The organism is Brevibacterium antiquum CNRZ 918, assembly GCF_900169145.1.
Classification (GTDB): domain Bacteria; phylum Actinomycetota; class Actinomycetes; order Actinomycetales; family Brevibacteriaceae; genus Brevibacterium; species Brevibacterium koreense.
On record NZ_FXZD01000002.1, the window covers coordinates 143,497 to 161,051 of the forward strand.

The following is a 17,555-nucleotide window of genomic DNA, read 5'->3' on the forward strand; positions in this document are numbered from 1 at the left end:
GTAACGTGGCGGCAAGGAACAATGGCCCCATTGCGGGCGAGAGGACCGCGGCGAGATATCCGCGGCGAAGAAGGGAACACGCATGAGCCCAGTGAGCAAAGAGCGCCGAAAACAGCTTCGCGACGATGATGCGAACTGGAAGCTCGGAATCTTCTACTTCTGCCCCCAGGACCCATCGTTCCTGATACCGAAGCGCTTCGGCATCGGCTGGTCGCTCAACTACGGCAGCCCCTGGTCGCTGCTGTTCCTCATCATCGTCATCGCTCTCCTGGTGTGGGGCATCTTCTTCTGAGCCAGATCAGCCGCGTGGGTCACGGCCCCGTCGGGTCGAACGGGCGGCTACTTCTTGTCCAGAACCTTCTTGAGTACTGTCGCGTCGCTGATGTCGTCGCGCTTTGACGCGGTCAGGAGAGTGAGTTTGCCCTTCTTTGCGTAGTCCTTCAGCTGTTTCAGGGCCTCGGCGTGGTCATCGTCCTTGAGCTCCTCCCGGTAGCGCCGGGAGAACTCCTGAAACTTATCGGGATCGTGTGAATACCACTTGCGCAGATCGGTCGAGGGAGCGAGATCCTTCAGCCAATCATCGAGTTCAGCCTTGTCCTTGCTGACCCCGCGCGGCCAGATGCGGTCGACGAGGATGCGAGTGCCGTCGCTGTTGACCGGATCATCGTAGATCCGACGAACCTGGACCTGATGCTTCTCTGACATGTTCGTCCTCCTCGATCTGCGGTGCTGCTGTGGTCCTGATTTCAGTCTATGACAGTAGAAGTCAGAGGCAAGGCGAGAATACTCGGACCCCTTCGTGACCCGTTCGAGCGTAGACTTAACGCCTGTACACCAGTGTGCTGATGCGAGGTGGCGATGACTGAGATTCCGAGGATCAATCGGCTCTTCCCCGACCAGGCGAAGGGCGTGAAACTGTCCCAGGCCCTGGCGTTTCCCTGCGATGCTGACCAGTGGGTGCGTGCAGTGTTCGTGGCCTCGGTCGATGGAGCTGCGACCATCGCCGGTCACGCCGGAGGTCTGGGCAATGACATCGACAAGCAGCTGTTCGCCCTCAACCGGGCAATGGCAGACGTCATCCTCGTCGGTGCCGGCACTGTCAGGACCGAGGTCTATGGTCCCGCCGAGGACGATCCGCAATGGCGGCAGCTGCGCGAGAACCGCAGCCCCACACCACCCATGGCGGTGGTCTCAGCCAGCTTGGACCTCGATTTCTCAGCCCCGCTGTTCACCGAGGCTCCCCAGTCTGCCCGGACCATCCTCATCACCTGCGCAGACGCACCAGCTCAGGCACGTGCACAGGCTGCTGAAGTCGCCGAGGTGATCGTGGCCGGTCAATCCTCCGTTGACTTGAGCGCGGCGATCGCTGAACTCCGTTCACGTGGATTCGCCCGGATCGTGTGCGAGGGTGGGCCCCAGCTGTTCACCGATCTGCTCGAGGCGGGAGGCATCGACGAACTGTGTCTGACCCGAAGCCCGAGTTTGGTCGCCGGGACCGAGACGAGGATCCTGCACGGCGCCCGATTCGATCCACCGGTCGAACTCGAGCTGAAGACCCTCTACGGCACCGACGACGGCTTTCTCTATCTGCTCTACCGTCCGGCAGGGTCGTAGGGACGAGCCGTAAGGACGAGCCGTGGGGATGAGTCGTAGGGACGAGCCGTGTCGGGGTGCAAGAATGTGATTATAGAACCGAGCCCTGTGATCCCGCGGTCGCGCACGATCGCATGATCGGTGGCCGTAGTACCCGTGCACACTCGACAGGACAGTGATGACTCAAGCTCGCGAGACCAGACCGCAGCCGGCTGCCGGTGCGGAGGTCGGCTCCCTGATAGGTGGAGCATTCGGCCTGGTGTTCCTCATCGTCAACAGTGCATCGTTCTCTACCCTCGGCCGCATCCTCGTCCTCGTCATGGGAATCGCGGCCTTCGCCGCCATCGCCTTCTTCGCACTGCGTTCCCTGGGCCGGATGAAGCGCGCTCAGGTCTCCTCAGCGAATTCAGCCAAGGGGCAGGATGAAGTTTCGCCTGGCAGGGCCGTGCCCTTCGGACGCAGCTACTGGATCATCGTCGGGGTCGAAGCGCTCGCCCTCTTCGGCGGCACGCGCCTGTTGAGTGGCCTCGGACATCCCGAACTCGGCGTGGCCTGGGTGGCATTCGTCGTGGGCACCCACTTCTATGCTCTCGGCCACGTGTTCAAACTCAATCGGTTCCACATTCTCGCTACGGTCGTCACCCTGTGCGGAATAGCCGGATTCATCGCCTTCTTCGCCTCGATCCCAGCGTTCATCCCGATCTTGGGTGGAATCATTCCCGGATTCGTCCTCCTGGCCTTCGGCCTCTGGGCGCTCGTCGCAGTCGACGATCGTTGAGACGCCGCTGCGCGAGTGCCGGATGAGCGCCCCTACACGAGCGTCATAGTGGACTTGCGTTCGAAATCTCGGGCGAAATCGAATGCGAGTCCACTATGACGAGCAGATCGCGCCGGAGGCAGAACCGCGTGGGCTCCGTCGCCGGTACTCCTTGGCCGGTACTAGTCCGTCGGGGCACCTGGGGCCTGGACCTGCGGCGATGACTGCACTCGCGGGGCCGGGAAGTCCGGGGGTGTGGCCGCGGGTGCATCCTCCAGACCAGCGAGCACCTCGGCGATGGCACGGTCGAGCTGCAGATCGTCGTCGCTGAACAGCTGCGAGGGATCGTGCTCGACCTCGATGTCCGGCTCGACACCGTAGTTCTCCACATCCCAGCCCTTGCCCTCGAGCCAGAAGGCATAACGAGGCTGCGTCACGCCGGTGCCGTCGACTAAGTCGTAGCGACCGTCGATGCCGACGACTCCGCCCCAGGTGCGGACTCCGATGACAGGGCCGAGTCCCTTGGCCTGCACGCGGGCATTGATGATGTCACCGTCGGAGCCCGAAAACTCGTTCGCGAGGAAGGCCACCGGACCACGGCGGGTATCCTCCGGGTCGGGAAGCATGGTGTCGTAGCTCCTGGACGCGTTCCAGGCGATGACCCTGTCCGCGAAGCGTTCGGCGACCAGGGCACTCGTGTGACCACCTCGGTTGAACCGGACATCGGCGATAACGCCCTCGGCGGACATCGCCTGCCGCAGGTCACGATGCAGCTGAGCCCAACCACCGGCCATCATGTCGGGGACGTGGACATAGCCGACTCGGCCACCGGACTTCTCCGCCACGTACTCACGCCGGGAGCGGACCCAGTCCTGGTAGCGCAGCTTCTCCTCATTCGCCAGAGGAATGATCGCGACCACACGATCCTTGCGTCCTCGCCGCAGGGTGAGCTCCACGATCGAGTCCGCCGTTCCCACCAGGTGGGCTGCCGGGCCGCGGACCTCGTCGACGGACTGACCGCCCACAGCAACGATGAGATCACCTTCGCAGGCTCCGACACCGGCCTGGCGCAGTGGTGACCTGGCGGCTGGGTCACTGCTCTCACCGGGCAGGATGCGGGCAATCTGCCAGCCCTGCCCAGTTCGTTCCAGATCCGCACCCAAGAAGCCCAGCTTCTTCGACTGATCACCGGGTGGGCTGGACGGCAGGACATAGGCATGCGAAGTGTTGAGCTCGCCCACGGTCTCCCACAGAATGTCGACGAGGTCGTCATGCGTCAGCGCCTTCGCAGCAACTCGGCGCCAGCGCAGGGTCACACCTTCCCAGTTCACCCCGTTCATGTCCGCACGCCAATAGTGGTCGCGCATGATACGGGAGTTCTCCTCGAACATCTGCAGCCATTCAGCCCGCTGATCGAGCTCGAACCGCAGACGCGTGAGGTCCACTGAGACCGTATCGTCATCATCGGCTTCGACCTTGCGAGTGGCCGGTCGCACCGCGACGTCGCCATCGTTGGTCACGATGATGAGCTTGCCGTCACCGGTCACCGAATAGTCATCGGCCTTGTCGACGACGGTGGAGACCTTGCGTTTGGCGAAGTCGAAGTACTGGACCATTTCGCCCGGTTTCTCGCCGGCGTCGCCGGAGTGCTTGTCGCCGAGCTCACCGTCTTCGGCATCACCGGTGCGCATCCACAGGACGCCGCCCTCGGCAGCCTTCAGATTGTGGAAGACACCAGAAGAGACCGGGAACGCCACGATCCTCTCTTCTGCTCCCGCAAGGTCGACCTCCGTGGTGACGACGGTCTTCTCAGCTTTCGCCTTGTCCGCCTTCGAAGTCTCATCGGTGACCTCGCTGATCGCCCATCCGCTGGCACTCGGCCCGAAGGGTGCGGGCTCGGTTGAACTCAGCGGCAGCAGCCATGGCCTGGTCACACCGTTGAACGACAGGTCGAAGGAATGCTGATTGTAGGAGGGATCGAAGGTCCGGTCCGAGAGGAACGCAAGGTATTTGCCATCGGCTGTGAATGCCGGTGAGAAGTCATTGAACTTCCCACTCGTCAGCGCCTGACCCTCACGGTCTGACTTGGTGTCGACGAGCATCAGCCGTTCCAACAGCTCTTCGCCCTGGGTCGGCTGCGACCACACGAGGTAGCGTCCGTCCGGAGAGAAGCGAGGGGTCCTGGCCTCCCCGAAGCCCGAATGCCCGACGAGTCGGGTTCTGCCATTTCCGACCTCGACGAGGCGGATGCTGCCGTCATGGGAGATCGTGGCCAAGGTCTTCCCCGCCGGATCGGAGGCCATGTCGAGGACACGTCCCAGGGCTCCGGCCCCGATTCGCCGAGGCGGCTTGTCAGCGGAGACCGCCCGCACCTCGATCGAGTCCTCGCCCTCGACATCGGTGATGTACGCGGCGAGCCCGGTCTGCCCGAGGACGACGGGTTCACGGGTGCGGATCGAAGAATCCGCGCACAGTGCCCGTGCAGGACCTTCGCGATGGGTCAGCCAGAAGGTCTTTCCGCGCCATTCCACCACCGAGGCGTTGCCGCCGTGATCTGGGACGATACTCAAAGTGCTGGAGGTGGGATCGACATGAAGCGGCTGCACTCCGGTTCCGGGAAGCACCACGTTCAGGGTTCTGATCTGCGCGTCGAGGCTGTCGAGGATGCGGATCTCCCCGTGGCTGTGCCACACGATGCGGGTTCCATCGGTCGTGGCATCGCGGACATAGCCCTCGGCCTCGGTCTGGAATGTCAGCTGCCGAGGTTCACCGGCCGCAGCCTGATCCGATCCGCTTGACCCGGTCTGTGTCGCCAGGCCGTCCCAGATCCACAAATTGGCCTGCTCATGCGCATGATCCGGGAAGGAAGCGGCACGGTCCGAAGCGAAGACCAGCGAGTCACCGACCCAGATCGGATCGGTCAGCGATGCCTCTTCCTCACGCAGCAGACGCTGCCACTGGGCACCAGTTCCCGAGGCGTCGGCGACACGATCGAGCCACAGCCTGGGCGCGGTGCCGCCGCGGTAGCGCTTCCAATGTGCGGGCGGACGACTGAACGGTGTGGACAGAGCGGTGACACCTGAGTGGTGCCGGTCCAACCCCGAGGCCCGACCCAGCGACAGGCGTTCGACGACGCCGTCGAGGTCAACGGACTTCACAATATGATTGCGGACCTCGAACTCACCGGCATTGGACCCGATGAGAATGTGACGCTCATCGGCCCACCCGAGCATCGTCGTCGTCGTTCCACCCAACCAGCTCAGCCGTCGCAGGGACCCGGAGGCCACCTCGGCGAGCATGAGTTCAGGGTGCCCATCACGGAAGGACACATAGGCGATATGCGTTCCGTCCGGCGAGATCCGCGGACTGCGGACAGGGACATGATCTGAGGTCAGGCGCCATGCGCGCCCGCCGGCTGAAGGGACGATCCAGACGTCGTCGTCGGCGGTGAAGGTGATGAGATCACCGTGGATGTGCGGGTAGCGGAGGTAAGAATACTGAGTCACGTGACCCACATTACAAGCTTGGGCGCCGAGGTGACGCGGCCCATGCGGCCCCTGACCAATAGAATGGTGACATGCCATCTTTGACTTCGCTTCTCAACGATCGTTTCGCACTCGCCCTCGAACAGTCCTTCGGCGAGGATTTCACGCGGCGCGATCCCGTGATCAGGAGCAGCCAGTTCGCCGATTTCCAGGCCAACGTGGCGTTGCCCCTGGCGAAGGAGCTGAAGTCCAAACCCCGCGACATCGCGACCACGATCGTGGACAACCTCGACCTCGCCGGCATCTGTGAGATCCCCGAGATCTCCGGTCCCGGCTTCATCAACCTCACCTTCACCCCCGAATTTCTGGCAACCACGCTGAACCAGACAAACGCAGCCGAGGTCGAGTCCGAGACGGCCGGAGCGCGGATCGTCATCGACTATTCGGCGCCCAACGTCGCCAAGGAGATGCACGTCGGCCACCTGCGGACCACCGTCGTCGGCGACGCACTCGCTCGCACGCACGAACTCTTCGGCAACACCGTCGTGCGCCAGAACCACATCGGCGACTGGGGCACTCCGTTCGGCATGCTGATCGAACACCTCCTCGACGTCGGCATCGAATCGGAGACGGCCCAGGACATCTCAGCCAACCCGAATGCCTTCTACCAGGCCGCTCGTGCGAAGTTCGACAGCGACGCCGACTTCGCCACCCGGGCACGTGCCCGGGTGGTCGCGCTGCAGGGCGGGGACAAGCAGACTCTCGAACTCTGGGAGCGCCTCGTCGGGTTCTCACGGATCTACTTCAACCACATCTACTCGCTCCTCGACGTCACCCTGCGTGATGACGACCTGGCCGGTGAGAGCATCTACAACAATGACCTCGCCGCAGTCTGCCAGGATCTCGAGGACAAAGGCCTGGCACGCATCAGCGACGGCGCCCTGTGCGTCTTCCCCGAGGGCTTCACCGGCCGTGAGGGTGAACCGCTGCCGCTGATCATCCGCAAATCCGACGGCGGCTACGGCTACGCCACGACCGACCTCGCGGCCGTGCGCCACCGCGTACGCAACCTCCATGCCGACCGCGCCCTCTACGTCGTCGGCAGCCCGCAGTCCATGCACTTCGAGATGGTCTTCGCCATCGCCCGGGCCGCCGGCTGGCTGCCCGAGGACGTCAAGACCGAGCATGTGAAGATCGGCAACGTCCTCGGCGACGACGGCAAGATCCTGCGCACGCGCTCCGGGGCGCCCCTGCGTCTGGCCGAACTCCTCGAGGAGGCCATCGCCCGTGCCCGGGCCACGTTGCGGGAGTCGAACGCCGAGTTCAGCGCCGAGGAAGAAGCTGTCGTCGCGAAGATCGTGGGCATCGGCGCGGTCAAGTACGCCGACCTCTCCGTCGCCCACGACACGAGCTACACCTTCGACCTCGACCGCATGCTCGCCCCCATCGGCAACACCGCCCCGTACCTGCAGTACGCCGGCGCTCGGATCCGTTCGATCCTGCGCAAGGCGGACTCGGATGCGTTCACGGCTGCGCCGATCCACCTCGGCGAGGCGGCCGAACGTGACTTGGGCCTGGCGCTGCTCGGGTTCTCCGATGTCCTCGCCGAGGTCGTCGCGGCCTCCACGCCGCACCGCCTGTGCACGTATCTGTTCGACCTGGCCCAGTCGTTCACCTCGTTCTACGAGCAGTGTCCGGTTCTCATCGCCGAATCCGCCGAGGTCCGCGACTCCCGGCTGCGCCTGAGCCAGACCGTCCTCGAGGTGCTCGAGGCTGGCCTCGGAGTTCTCGGCATCCGCGTGCCCGAGCGTATGTGAACCAGCCGGACCCGTCCGTCGCCCGGCGGATGCTGCCCTGGGTGGTCGTGGGCATCGTCGTTCTGGCGATCAACCTGCGGGCACCGATCATCGCTCCGACGGCCGTCCTCGGTGACATTCAGGACGACACCGGGCTGAGCGCGGCTGGGGTGGGGCTCCTCACGGGCCTGCCGGTGCTGCTGTTCGCCCTCGTCACCCCTATCGCAGGTAAGACCATCGGTCGCTTCGGCGCTGAGGCGGCCGTGTTGTCGTGCCTCACCGGCGTCCTGCTCGGAACTGTGCTCCGCTCCCTGGGTCCGTCCTGGCTCGTGCTGGTGGGGACTGGAATCATCGGAATCGCCATCACACTGGGCAATATCGCGGTGCCGGTGATCATCCGGCGCGAGGTCCCCTGGAACCAGGTGTCGATGGTGACTGGCCTGTATTCGGCCACCATGAACGTCGGGTCCATGATCACACTGCTCGGCACGGGTCCCATGGCCGCAGCCTTCGGGTGGCGGTGGGCCGTTGCCATCTGGGGCGGTATGGCCGTGGTCGGACTCGTCTATTGGCTGTTCATGATCCGGCTGCGGATCCGCCGCAGTGCGATCGCCGCGGCGTCTGCTGAAACGTCACCGACACCTGAGCCCGCTGAGACGCGTCGTCCATGGCGTGAGGCACCTCCCGAGTTCCGTGCCATCATCGCACTGTTGGTGATCACGTTCAGCGGACAGTCGATCGCCTACTACACGACCACAACGTGGCTGCCCTCGATCCTCTCCGACACGGGAGGGCTGGGCTCGGCAGCGTCAGGCGGAACTGCCTCCCTGTTCCAGGTCGCTGCCATTCTCGGAGCATTCGGTGTGCCCCTGCTGGCTGCCCGAACCAAGCCCTGGGTGCCCGTGGCGATCATCGCGGCACTGTGGATCTCACTGCCCGCGGGACTGCTGCTCGCCCCGAGCTCATACGTGCTGTGGGCGATCACCGGCGGAGTCGCCCAAGGTGGCGGATTCACCGCAATCTTCTCCATCATCGCCCGCACCGCCGGCAGCGACCGGGAAACCGCATCGGCCTCGGCTCGGGTGCAGGGCGGCGGCTACCTCGCCGCCACGCTGGCGCCTCCGTTCGCGGGCTGGCTGGGCAATGTCACCGATGGGTGGACTGCTCCGATTCTCCTCATCCTCGCAGCCACGCTTGCCTTCACGATCTCGGGACTGTCGGCGGTCCGCATCTCCGGTCGTTTCCGGGGCGGCGGGCCAGCCAACAGGCGTGAGGTTCTGGATGAATGACGAACGGCTCCCGCTGCGCAGGTTCTCACTTCTCCAAGTGAGTGGATCTGCGCAGCGGGAGCCGTTCAATCTGTCTGGTTCGAACGATTGACCGGTCAGTGGACCAAGTCAGTCGACGTTCCAGGCCAGATCAGTGCTTGGCGTTCTTGTCTTCCACCGTTTCCTCGGCTGACTTCGAATCCTCCGCAGGCTTGACGATGGTGGCCGGCGCAGCCTGAGTTCCCTTAGCCTCGGTCGCAGGCTTCGAAGTCGGTGCTGTTGTGGCGGCAGCCTCGGCAGTCTTCGATTCGGGCACTGCTGTCTGCGAGACCTCGGGTGCTGTTCCCTGACGAGAAGCGGGGGTCGAGCCCACCGGGCGAGCATCGTCGGGACGGTTGTTGGGCAGCGGTGTCGACCATGGGTCTTCGACCGGCTGCGCCTTCTTCCACACGTAGTAGCCGATTCCGGCTGCCGAACCGATGACCAGGGTCCACACGACTGCGGTCTTGCCACCACCGGACTTGCGTGCGGTGTCCTTCTGGATCCGCTTTCCGGCATTCGTGAGGGCCTTGCGAGCCTTCTTCACGGCCTTCTTGTCGCCGGTCAGGCGCACAGCGAGATCGTCGACCAGCTGAGGGGTCTCAACGGCTGCGAGCGAGTTGGCGGCGTTGGACGCAAACTTGCCGGCACGCTCGGTGGCCTCGGGACGGTAGGCATCGAGCCTGTCCGCCCAGGCATGAACCTGGTCATTCGCCTTGTCTGCGAATGCTTCGACCTGAGGGCGGGCCTTGACGGCGAGACTTTCGGCCCGATCGGCCAGTGCTTCAACCTGCGGTCGAGCCTTCTCTGCAAGGGCCTCGACCTGAGGGCGGGCCTTGTCAGCGGCTTCGCGGAGTTTTGGACTTGCGGCCCCGCTGGCATCGGCCAGGACTCGGAGTGACGTCTTCTTCGCGGAATCGAGCTTCGAAGTGAACGGATCTCGAGCTGACTTCTTCGACATGAACATTCCCAATCCTCTTTGTCGGGGTCAATTGATCAGTCTCAGTCTAAGGCCTAGTTGCAAGCCGCCGGACATCAGGCCGTCATGAAATTGCCTGCAGAAACGCTGACAGAGTCCGCAAACCGAGCCAGGGGAATCTGCGGAAGCCGCGGGAGCGTGGAAGAATGGCCCCATGACTACAGCTTCTACGCACACAGCAGTCCTGCACACCAACCACGGTGACATCACCATCAACCTCTTCGGCAACCACGCGCCGAAGACTGTTGCCAACTTCGTGGAGCTGGCCAAGGGTGAGCGCGAATTCACCGATCCTGCCACCGGCGAACCCACCAAGCGCCCCTTCTATGACGGCCTCAACTTCCACCGCATCATCTCGGACTTCATGATCCAGGGCGGCTGCCCGCTGGGCACCGGCACCGGCGGCCCCGGCTACACCTTCGATGATGAGATCCACCCGGAACTCCAGTTCGATCGCAAGTACCTGTTGGCCATGGCCAACGCCGGCAAGCAGATGGGACGCGGCACCAACGGTTCGCAGTTCTTCATCACGACCGCCGAGACCCCATGGCTCAACGGCAAGCACACCATCTTCGGCGAGGCCGCTGACGAAGCCTCGCAGAAGGTCGTCGACGAGATCAACAATGTCCGCACCGCTGCCATGGACAAGCCAGTCGAACCAGTCGTTCTGGAATCGGTCGAAATCAACGGCTGAAACCAATTCGCCGGTGAGTATCAGTACCTGCAGTCTTCGAGGACTGAGACTCACTGAACTGAGTACCATGGTGTGATGGACACACCACAGGAGGGCTCGGCACGGGAGACCGGCCGGGCCCTTTCTGTGTCTCCACCGCTGGTCACGAGCACGATCATGGTCCTCACCGGCTTAGTCTTCCTCGCCCAACTGCTGCCCAGCCTGGATCTCATCCATCGCCTGAGCTTCGTACCCGCACTTGCGTCTGAACAGCCGTGGCGGGTTCTGACGGTGGCACTCGTGCACGAACAGCCGTCACCGTTCCATCTCCTGGCCAACATGATCGGACTGTTCTTCTTCGGATCATTCGTCGAGCGAGCCCTGGGCCGCTGGCGATTCCTCGTCCTCTACCTGCTTGGAACGATCGGCGGATCAGCCATGGTCCTGGTTCTCGCGAAGCCGTTCTCCGTCGATTGGGTGACGAACAACATCGGTGCCTCCGGCGCGGTCTTCGCGATCATCGGCGTGCTGCTGGTGCCGACACAGACGCTCGACCGCAACATCACGGGTGTCGTCCTGTTCGTTGCTCTCAACTTCGGATACGGACTCCTCGTCGCAGGAGTGTCCTGGCAGGCCCACCTCGGCGGGTTGATCACCGGCTTCGTGCTCGGCTGTGGTGCTCTGTTGGTACCGAAGAGACAATCGACGCTGGTATTTGGACTCACGGCCCTCGGGCTGTTGCTGGTGATGCTTGCCGCTGGTGCCTGGCAGATCAACGAGGCCTGGCGAATCGCCGCTGTGTGACGCGTAGCGATCACCCTTGTCTGAGGGGTACACAGCGACTCTCAGAGCTATAGCAGATTTCGATGGAAAATTGTCTTTTTCACACGTTGCATTTTGTTGTCCACAACCTTTATCCACATGGTGGATAACTTACATGGGTGTATTTTCCCAGTTCAAAGGCTCAAAATAAGTTATGCACAGACGACGCTCCCGGCTTGGGTATAACTTCGGCCCTGTGGACAAGTGCGCAGCCGAGGCGGGCGAACCGTCAACAGCGGAGGAACACCTCACCTGCAGGTGACCGCAGTGTGGGCCGCCGCGAACGCCGCCGAAAAACGGGGGTTGCGCCGACTCTCGGGAGCGCACCCGGTGGTCGACGCAACCCCCGCATTTCGGAAATAGCGTGATCTCTGGGGACTACCGCCAGCGTGTGGACATGATCAGCCCCGCGACGAAGAAGGCGAAACCGACGAGGATGTTCCAGTTGCCCCATGCCTCGACCGGGAATGCGCCCTGCGAGACATAGAAGGTCACGAGCCAGATCAGGCCGATGAGCAGGAGGCCGATGAGCACAGGCAGGAACCAGCGAGGGTTCGGCTTGAGCGTCTGCTGACCGGACTGCGAGGTGTATGTGGCGGTCTTGCGGCCTTGGGGGCGCTTGGCCGGATTGCCCGAACGCGAGGTGCGCTTGGCCGAAGAGCCCTGAGCAGCAGACCCCTTCGCGGACGCACCCGTGGCGGCCTCGCTCTTCTTCGTCGGCTTGCTGCCCTTGTCGGACTCGGCCGCCTGGTTGAGCTTCTCGGACTTCTCGGTCTTCTTGGCGTCGGCGGACTGCTTGGCCCCGGCGCTCTTCGACGCGGACTTCTTGCCAGTTCCAGCAGTGGACTTCTTGGCCACCGTGTCGCCCGCGGCCTTGTCGTCGTCGGCAGCCTCGGCATCGGTGTCAGTGTTGCCGTCGGTGCCAGCACCCTCGGCGACCACGTCGGATCTGTCGGAGGAGTCATCCAGGTCGAGGAGATCTCCATCGAGGGGCTCGTGCTTCAGATCCTCTGTCTGTTCGGCCTGCAGATCCTCGACTGCCTCGACATCGTCATTCGGCTGCGCCTTGGTTTCGACATCGGCCTTCGACGAGTTGCGAGAAGTGCGCTGGGGGCGCTGGGTCCGTCCGTTGGACTTGGCCACGAGTACTCCTTATACGGCCGACCATTGCTGAGGTCACCGATTGATGAATAGGGACAATCGGACATCAGTCTACTCGTCACATCCGGCAGTGTTAAAAACTCCAACTACTCGGAGAACGACCTGTTTGTGCAGTTTCATACGATAAAGTGCAATACGGTGTCCCCGCTTGTCCTCTGGGCGAGCCCCGGATTTGAAACAATAGGCACGGTGCAGCAGTGGTGAATAGTCCCTCCTCGGGTAACGAATCAGACGCAGACGCGTCGTCGCGACCCACTATTCGTCCTGCTCAGAGACAGAGTTCCTCACACCACCCGGCCACTGAACGACACCAGTCGCAGGGTGGACTTGGCGGCCGCGAAGTCGGCCCAGCCACGGAACCCATGAGCACCGCGCCCGCTCTTGGCGCAGCTGCGAATCCAGGGACCCGACCACACCCCGGGCCCGGCTCGCATTCAGGGACCGAGCAACCACTTCCCAGCCGACGTGAACTTCGACGCCGCGAGGCCGAAGCCGCTGCCGCCGACGGTGCCCCGACGGCCGTCTACTCCGATGCCCCGCCTGTCTACCCGGATTCCACTCAGCCACAGCCCGTGGCCAACAGCGGAACCGACCCCCGCCTCGGCGCCTCTGGGGGTGCTGCGGCTGCTGACCGCGACGGCGGCCGTCGCAGCCGAGGGCGGAAGCAGAAACCCGAACGTGAGCCGCTGGGCCCCGTTCGCGGCACCATCCGCACCTTCGGCGAACTCTGCATCACGGCCGGAATGGTTCTCATCCTGTTCGTGGTCTGGCAGCTGGTGTGGACCGACTTCGAAGCCAACCGCGACAACGAGGTACTGGCAGACAAGCTCACCGAAGACTGGTCGAACCAGGATCCGAACGAGCTTCCGGACGACCCGGACGAACCCGTCGTGGCAGATCCGGTGGAGAAGAACCACGCGTTCGGCATCTTCTACATTCCGCGCTTCGGCGACGACTACTACCGCACGGCCGCCGAGGGTGTCGATCTCGAACCCGTTCTCAACCGGATGGGTGTGGGCCGATACCCGAATTCGGCGATGCCGGGCGAAGTCGGAAACTTCTCGATCGCCGGCCACCGCGTCACCTACGGCAAGCCGCTCAACCAGATCGCGAAGCTGCGCCCAGGCGATGAGATCGTCGTCCAGACCAAGGACGGCTTCTACACGTACACGTTCCGCAACTTCGACATCATTCTTCCCGATGCCGTCGAGGTGCTCGCTCCGGTCCCCAACGAGCCCACATACAAGGGCAAGGATCGGATCCTCACGATGACGGCCTGCAACCCGATGTTCTCGGCCAGAGAACGTTACATCGCCTACGCCGAGCTCACCGACTGGACCCCGGCCGGCAACGGTGCACCTGAGAACATCAAGGATTCGAAAGCCTACGACAAGGTCAGCAAGAATGGTGGTGCCTGAGAATGTACGGTCTGATCTGGCGGCTGCTTCCGGGAAACTGGTTCGTCAAACTCATCTTCGCCCTCATCCTCATCGCGGCCGTGATCCTGCTGCTCATGCAGTACGTCTTCCCGGTCGTCGCCCCCTACATGCCCTTCAACAACGCAACCGTGACTGATGGTGGCCAATGACAAAGATCCTCGTCGTCGACAACTATGACAGCTTCGTCTACACGCTCGTGTCCTATATTCGTGAGCTCGGAGCGCAGACGCACGTCATCCGCAATGACGATATGTCCGCCGAGGCTGTCGTGGCCCTGGCAGCCGAATACGACGGGATCCTGCTGTCACCAGGCCCGGGCGTGCCGGCTGAATCGGGAGTGTGCCCGAATCTCATCGCCTGGGCGGAGACGTCCGGCATCCCTGTGTTCGGAGTCTGCCTGGGTCATCAGGCGCTGGGCGAGGTCTTCGGCGCCACGGTGACCCACTCGCCGGTGCTCATGCACGGCAAGACCTCTGTCATCACCCACGACAGCCAGGGCATCTTCTTCGGCTGCAAGAATCCGCTGACCGTGACCCGCTACCACTCGCTGGCGATCGTTGACGACACCATCGACCTCGAGAAGTTCATGGTCACCGCCCGTACCGACGATGGTGTCGTCATGGCCATCGAACACCGTGAGCAGCCGTTGTTCGGCGTCCAGTTCCACCCAGAGTCCGTGCTCACCGAATGTGGTTATCTGATGTTGGGCAACTGGCTCGAGGTCTGTGGCATCGACGGCGCCGCCGCGCGGGCCGCTGCGATGTCTCCGATGGCCTCGGCGATCGCGGCGAAATCTGTCCCGCCCGGCAGCCCGGCTTAGGCTGCTGCGACGGCTTGTGCAGGCTCATCGGATCACCGTGCACAGGTTTGTCGGATAGCCGCGCTTAGACTCTTCCTCTGGCCCCGCCCGACGGATTAGGATCGTGACACACCAAAAGATTCAGAACCGTTGGCCATCCCTGAGACACACCGAAGGCCCACAAGGGCGAGTGAAGACTCGCCGAGGTGACTGTGGGCGGGTGGACGGAACCGAGAGGACCACTGATGTCAGAGTCGAGTTTCAACCGGACGGAGCCATACTCCGAACTCACCGTGTTCGAAGCGACCCCGATCCCCACCGCCGTTGTGGAGGCCCGGAATGTCGCCATGGAGGACCTTCCCGCACTCTTCGACGCCACCTTCTCCGGGCTGTTTCCTGCTTTGGCCGAGGCCGAGCAGGAAGTCGCTGGTCCCGCGTTCGCACTCTACACGCGTCAACCCAGCGACACGGTCGACCTGGAGATCGGGCTTCCGCTCGCCTCGGGGCTGAGACAGGCTCTGCCTCTGGGCGAGGACGTCATCGCGATCCCTTCCCAGCTGCCAGGCGGATCGGTCGCGGCCCTGACCCACACCGGTGGGTATGACGGATTGGGTGAGGCTTGGGCGGGGTTGATGAAGACGGCCGTCGACGCCGGACACCACCCGGATCTGCCGTTCTTCGAGGTCTACGTGACCGAGCCGAACCCCGACATGGACCCGGCGGACCTGCGCACCGACCTCTATCTCACCCTGTCCTGAGGGTTCGGCTCAGCTGGCGTCTGAGAAGCCGTTGAACCAGCTGTCTCCGCCGCCGATGACGTTGGCATCGTCCTTGTTGCCGTCCTTGCCGTCCTTGCCGTCCTTGTTGCCGTCTTTTTTGCCGTCCTTATCGTTCTTGCCGTCCTTGCCGCCGTCATCGCTTTTATCGTTGCCGCTGTCGTCGCTGCCACCATCGTCACTCGGTGCGGTGGGCATGCCACCCGGAACCGATGGGATGGTCGGTGACGGTTCTTCCGGCGGCTTCTTGGCCACCTTGACGGTGATCTCCGAGCCCTGCTTGACGTCGCTGCCACCGGTCGAGGACTGTTCGAAGACTTTCTTCTCTTCTTCGTCGGCTGTCTCGACCTCTTCGGTCTTGCACTTGAGCTGATAGTCATCGCCCTCGAGGATCTTGCAGGCTTCCTTCGCGGACTTGCCTGTCACGTCGGGGACCTCGACCATTCCCGAGGACACGACGAGGTCGACGTTCGAGTCCACATCCACCTTGGAGCCATCGCCCGGTTTGGTCTCGATGACGACCCCCTTCTCCACGTCAGGGGAGTTCTGCGAGATGTGTGTTCCAGCTTGCAGCTTGGCGTCATTGAGGATCGTGCGAGCATCCTCCTCCGATTTGCCGGAGACATCCGGGACCTTGACGCTCTCGGGGCCGGAGGAGATGACCAGCTTCACGACGCTGTCCTGCTCTACTCGCTGACCGCCGGGAGGATCGGTCTCAATGGCCTTGCCCTCGTCGACATCCTCGCTGTAAGACTCATCCCGGTCGACTCTCAGGCCCTGTTTGATGAGGGCGGACTCAGCCTCATCGGCATCCAGGTTGGCCACGTCCGCGACCTCGACCTGGATGATGTCCGGTGGTTTGTTGATCTCGTAGACCCACAGAGCGATGGCGGCCAGGGCCAACAGCACGAAGATGCTGCCGATCCAGATCCAGGCCCGGGACCGCCTCGGCGGTGGTGGATCGTCCTGCTTGGCCATGATCGTCGACACGGCACCCGTTTCTGGGTCCACCTCGGAGTCCTGGCCGTACTGCGGGGGACCCATCATGGCCCCGGCCATCGGGTACGCCTGGGTGCGTTCCATGTCGTCGTCGAAGCTGAAGGGGCGAGAGTCACGGGCCGCGAGGACATCCTCACGGAAGATGTAGGCATCCTGGTAGCGCTCGTCGCGATCCTTCAGGAGGGCGTGCAGGAGCAGCCGGTCGACCTCAGGGGGAATATTGGGATTGTAGAAGCTCGGCGGCTTCGGCGTCTCACCCACGTGCTGATAGGCGACCGCCAGCTGCGAATCACCGACGAACGGCGGCCTGCCGACGAGGAGTTCGTAGAGCAGGCAGGCCGTCGAGTACAGGTCGGAACGGGCGTCGACGACCTCACCACGGGCCTGCTCGGGGGACAGATACTGGGCGGTGCCCACGACCGACTGGGTCTGGGTCAGACCGCTGTTGTCCTTGAGCGCGCGGGCGATGCCGAAGTCCATGACCTTGATGTCACCCTCGGGGGTGAGCATGACGTTGGCTGGCTTGATGTCGCGGTGGACGATCCCGTTGCGGTGGGAGTACTCGAGCGGGGCAAGCACACCGGCGACGACGTTGAGGGCTTCGTCGACGGTCAGGGTGCCGTGCTCGTTGAGGACCTCGCGCAGGGTCTGGCCCTCGACGTATTCCATGACGATGAAGGGCACCGAGACGGTGGAGCCACCTGTCTCGACGAAGTCCTCCTCGCCCGAGTCGTAGACGCCGACGATGCCCGGATGGTTCAGCCCTGCCGCGGACTGCGCCTCCCGTTTGAGACGTGTGTGGAACGAGGGATCACGAGCCAGATCGGATCGCAGAAGCTTGATCGCGACGCGCCGGTCCAGTCGGTTGTCGACGCCTTCGTGCACTTCTGCCATGCCCCCACGGCCGAGGAGCGCACGAACTTCGTACCGCCCCGACAGCACCTTGGGTTCATTCATTCTGGTCCTCCG

16 protein-coding genes are annotated in these 17,555 nt (G+C 63.4%); 11 read left to right on the forward strand and 5 right to left on the reverse strand.

Translation table 11 applies throughout. The annotated features are described in order from the left end of the window. The first annotated feature begins 82 nt into the window (after nt 1-82). On the forward strand, nt 83-292 hold the full coding sequence (locus BANT918_RS03315; RefSeq protein WP_101618934.1) for a DUF5808 domain-containing protein: 210 nt from the start codon (nt 83-85) through the stop codon (nt 290-292). A 47-nt stretch (nt 293-339) separates the two neighbouring features. Here BANT918_RS03315 and BANT918_RS03320 read toward each other — a convergent pair whose 3' ends face one another. Then, the gene (locus BANT918_RS03320) at nt 340-705 is read right to left on the reverse strand and encodes a DUF488 domain-containing protein (RefSeq protein ID WP_101618935.1); all 366 of its coding nucleotides are present in this window, start codon (nt 703-705) and stop codon (nt 340-342) included. A 153-nt stretch (nt 706-858) separates the two neighbouring features. Between BANT918_RS03320 and BANT918_RS03325 the strand changes: the two genes are divergently transcribed. Further along, complete coding sequence (locus tag BANT918_RS03325) at nt 859-1,614, forward strand: pyrimidine reductase family protein (RefSeq protein ID WP_101618936.1); 756 nt, start codon at nt 859-861, stop codon at nt 1,612-1,614. A 157-nt stretch (nt 1,615-1,771) separates the two neighbouring features. Further along, entirely contained in the window at nt 1,772-2,371 is a 600-nt protein-coding gene (locus BANT918_RS03330) for a hypothetical protein (protein ID WP_101618937.1), read from the forward strand. A 161-nt stretch (nt 2,372-2,532) separates the two neighbouring features. Here BANT918_RS03330 and BANT918_RS03335 read toward each other — a convergent pair whose 3' ends face one another. Further along, on the reverse strand, nt 2,533-5,856 hold the full coding sequence (locus BANT918_RS03335) for a S41 family peptidase (RefSeq protein WP_233430337.1): 3,324 nt from the start codon (nt 5,854-5,856) through the stop codon (nt 2,533-2,535). Nucleotides 5,857-5,927: 71 nt separating this feature from the next. Here BANT918_RS03335 and argS point away from each other — a divergent pair, with 71 nt between their 5' ends. Together argS and BANT918_RS03345 are read left to right on the forward strand one after the other, a co-directional pair. Continuing rightward, nucleotides 5,928-7,652, forward strand: a complete 1,725-nt coding sequence (gene argS / locus BANT918_RS03340; protein WP_101618939.1) for an arginine--tRNA ligase — start codon at nt 5,928-5,930, stop codon at nt 7,650-7,652. Next, nucleotides 7,649-8,920 (forward strand): CynX/NimT family MFS transporter, encoded by a 1,272-nt coding sequence (locus BANT918_RS03345; RefSeq protein WP_101618940.1) that lies wholly within the window; start codon nt 7,649-7,651, stop codon nt 8,918-8,920. Before argS ends, BANT918_RS03345 begins: the two co-directional genes overlap by 4 nt. 130 nt (nt 8,921-9,050) lie before the next feature. Here the strand turns inward: BANT918_RS03345 and BANT918_RS03350 are convergent, their stop codons facing one another. Then, nucleotides 9,051-9,899: a hypothetical protein gene (locus BANT918_RS03350; RefSeq protein WP_233430338.1), complete on the reverse strand. Its 849-nt coding sequence runs from the start codon at nt 9,897-9,899 to the stop codon at nt 9,051-9,053. Nucleotides 9,900-10,071: 172 nt separating this feature from the next. Here BANT918_RS03350 and BANT918_RS03355 point away from each other — a divergent pair, with 172 nt between their 5' ends. Further along, nucleotides 10,072-10,611 (forward strand): peptidylprolyl isomerase, encoded by a 540-nt coding sequence (locus BANT918_RS03355; protein WP_101618942.1) that lies wholly within the window; start codon nt 10,072-10,074, stop codon nt 10,609-10,611. Between the two features lie 75 nt (nt 10,612-10,686). Continuing rightward, nucleotides 10,687-11,394, forward strand: coding sequence for a rhomboid family intramembrane serine protease (locus tag BANT918_RS03360; RefSeq protein ID WP_101618943.1), 708 nt, complete (start codon nt 10,687-10,689; stop codon nt 11,392-11,394). Between the two features lie 396 nt (nt 11,395-11,790). Here BANT918_RS03360 and BANT918_RS03365 read toward each other — a convergent pair whose 3' ends face one another. Continuing rightward, complete coding sequence (locus BANT918_RS03365) at nt 11,791-12,555, reverse strand: cell division protein CrgA (RefSeq protein ID WP_101618944.1); 765 nt, start codon at nt 12,553-12,555, stop codon at nt 11,791-11,793. Nucleotides 12,556-12,935: 380 nt separating this feature from the next. Between BANT918_RS03365 and BANT918_RS03370 the strand changes: the two genes are divergently transcribed. The 4 genes from BANT918_RS03370 to BANT918_RS03380 all read left to right on the forward strand — a co-directional run bounded on the left by BANT918_RS03370 (nt 12,936) and on the right by BANT918_RS03380 (nt 15,569). Next, a complete protein-coding gene (locus tag BANT918_RS03370; protein ID WP_101618945.1) occupies nt 12,936-13,991 on the forward strand; it encodes a class E sortase in 1,056 nt (351 codons plus the stop codon). A gap of 2 nt (nt 13,992-13,993) precedes the next feature. Beyond that, entirely contained in the window at nt 13,994-14,161 is a 168-nt protein-coding gene (locus BANT918_RS17315) for a hypothetical protein (protein ID WP_167389368.1), read from the forward strand. Further along, the gene (locus BANT918_RS03375; protein WP_101618946.1) at nt 14,158-14,832 is read left to right on the forward strand and encodes an anthranilate synthase component II; all 675 of its coding nucleotides are present in this window, start codon (nt 14,158-14,160) and stop codon (nt 14,830-14,832) included. Before BANT918_RS17315 ends, BANT918_RS03375 begins: the two co-directional genes overlap by 4 nt. Before the next feature lie 224 nt (nt 14,833-15,056). Further along, nucleotides 15,057-15,569, forward strand: a complete 513-nt coding sequence (locus BANT918_RS03380) for a GyrI-like domain-containing protein (protein WP_101618947.1) — start codon at nt 15,057-15,059, stop codon at nt 15,567-15,569. Nucleotides 15,570-15,578: 9 nt separating this feature from the next. Here the strand turns inward: BANT918_RS03380 and pknB are convergent, their stop codons facing one another. Beyond that, on the reverse strand, nt 15,579-17,543 hold the full coding sequence (pknB, locus tag BANT918_RS03385; protein WP_101618948.1) for a Stk1 family PASTA domain-containing Ser/Thr kinase: 1,965 nt from the start codon (nt 17,541-17,543) through the stop codon (nt 15,579-15,581). Nucleotides 17,544-17,555 lie beyond the last annotated feature (12 nt).

What these genes read in the sequence shown, in the direction of transcription:
- BANT918_RS03315 (WP_101618934.1), top strand. Translation starts at nt 83, where the DNA reads ATGAGCCCAGTGAGCAAAGAGCGCCGAAAACAGCTTCGCGACGATGAT.
- BANT918_RS03320 (WP_101618935.1), bottom strand. Translation starts at nt 705, where the DNA reads ATGTCAGAGAAGCATCAGGTCCAGGTTCGTCGGATCTACGATGATCCG.
- BANT918_RS03325 (WP_101618936.1), top strand. Translation starts at nt 859, where the DNA reads ATGACTGAGATTCCGAGGATCAATCGGCTCTTCCCCGACCAGGCGAAG.
- BANT918_RS03330 (WP_101618937.1), top strand. Translation starts at nt 1,772, where the DNA reads ATGACTCAAGCTCGCGAGACCAGACCGCAGCCGGCTGCCGGTGCGGAG.
- argS (WP_101618939.1), top strand. Translation starts at nt 5,928, where the DNA reads ATGCCATCTTTGACTTCGCTTCTCAACGATCGTTTCGCACTCGCCCTC.
- BANT918_RS03350 (WP_233430338.1), bottom strand. Translation starts at nt 9,899, where the DNA reads ATGTCGAAGAAGTCAGCTCGAGATCCGTTCACTTCGAAGCTCGATTCC.
- BANT918_RS03355 (WP_101618942.1), top strand. Translation starts at nt 10,072, where the DNA reads ATGACTACAGCTTCTACGCACACAGCAGTCCTGCACACCAACCACGGT.
- BANT918_RS03360 (WP_101618943.1), top strand. Translation starts at nt 10,687, where the DNA reads ATGGACACACCACAGGAGGGCTCGGCACGGGAGACCGGCCGGGCCCTT.
- BANT918_RS03370 (WP_101618945.1), top strand. Translation starts at nt 12,936, where the DNA reads ATGAGCACCGCGCCCGCTCTTGGCGCAGCTGCGAATCCAGGGACCCGA.
- BANT918_RS17315 (WP_167389368.1), top strand. Translation starts at nt 13,994, where the DNA reads ATGTACGGTCTGATCTGGCGGCTGCTTCCGGGAAACTGGTTCGTCAAA.
- BANT918_RS03375 (WP_101618946.1), top strand. Translation starts at nt 14,158, where the DNA reads ATGACAAAGATCCTCGTCGTCGACAACTATGACAGCTTCGTCTACACG.
- BANT918_RS03380 (WP_101618947.1), top strand. Translation starts at nt 15,057, where the DNA reads ATGTCAGAGTCGAGTTTCAACCGGACGGAGCCATACTCCGAACTCACC.
- pknB (WP_101618948.1), bottom strand. Translation starts at nt 17,543, where the DNA reads ATGAATGAACCCAAGGTGCTGTCGGGGCGGTACGAAGTTCGTGCGCTC.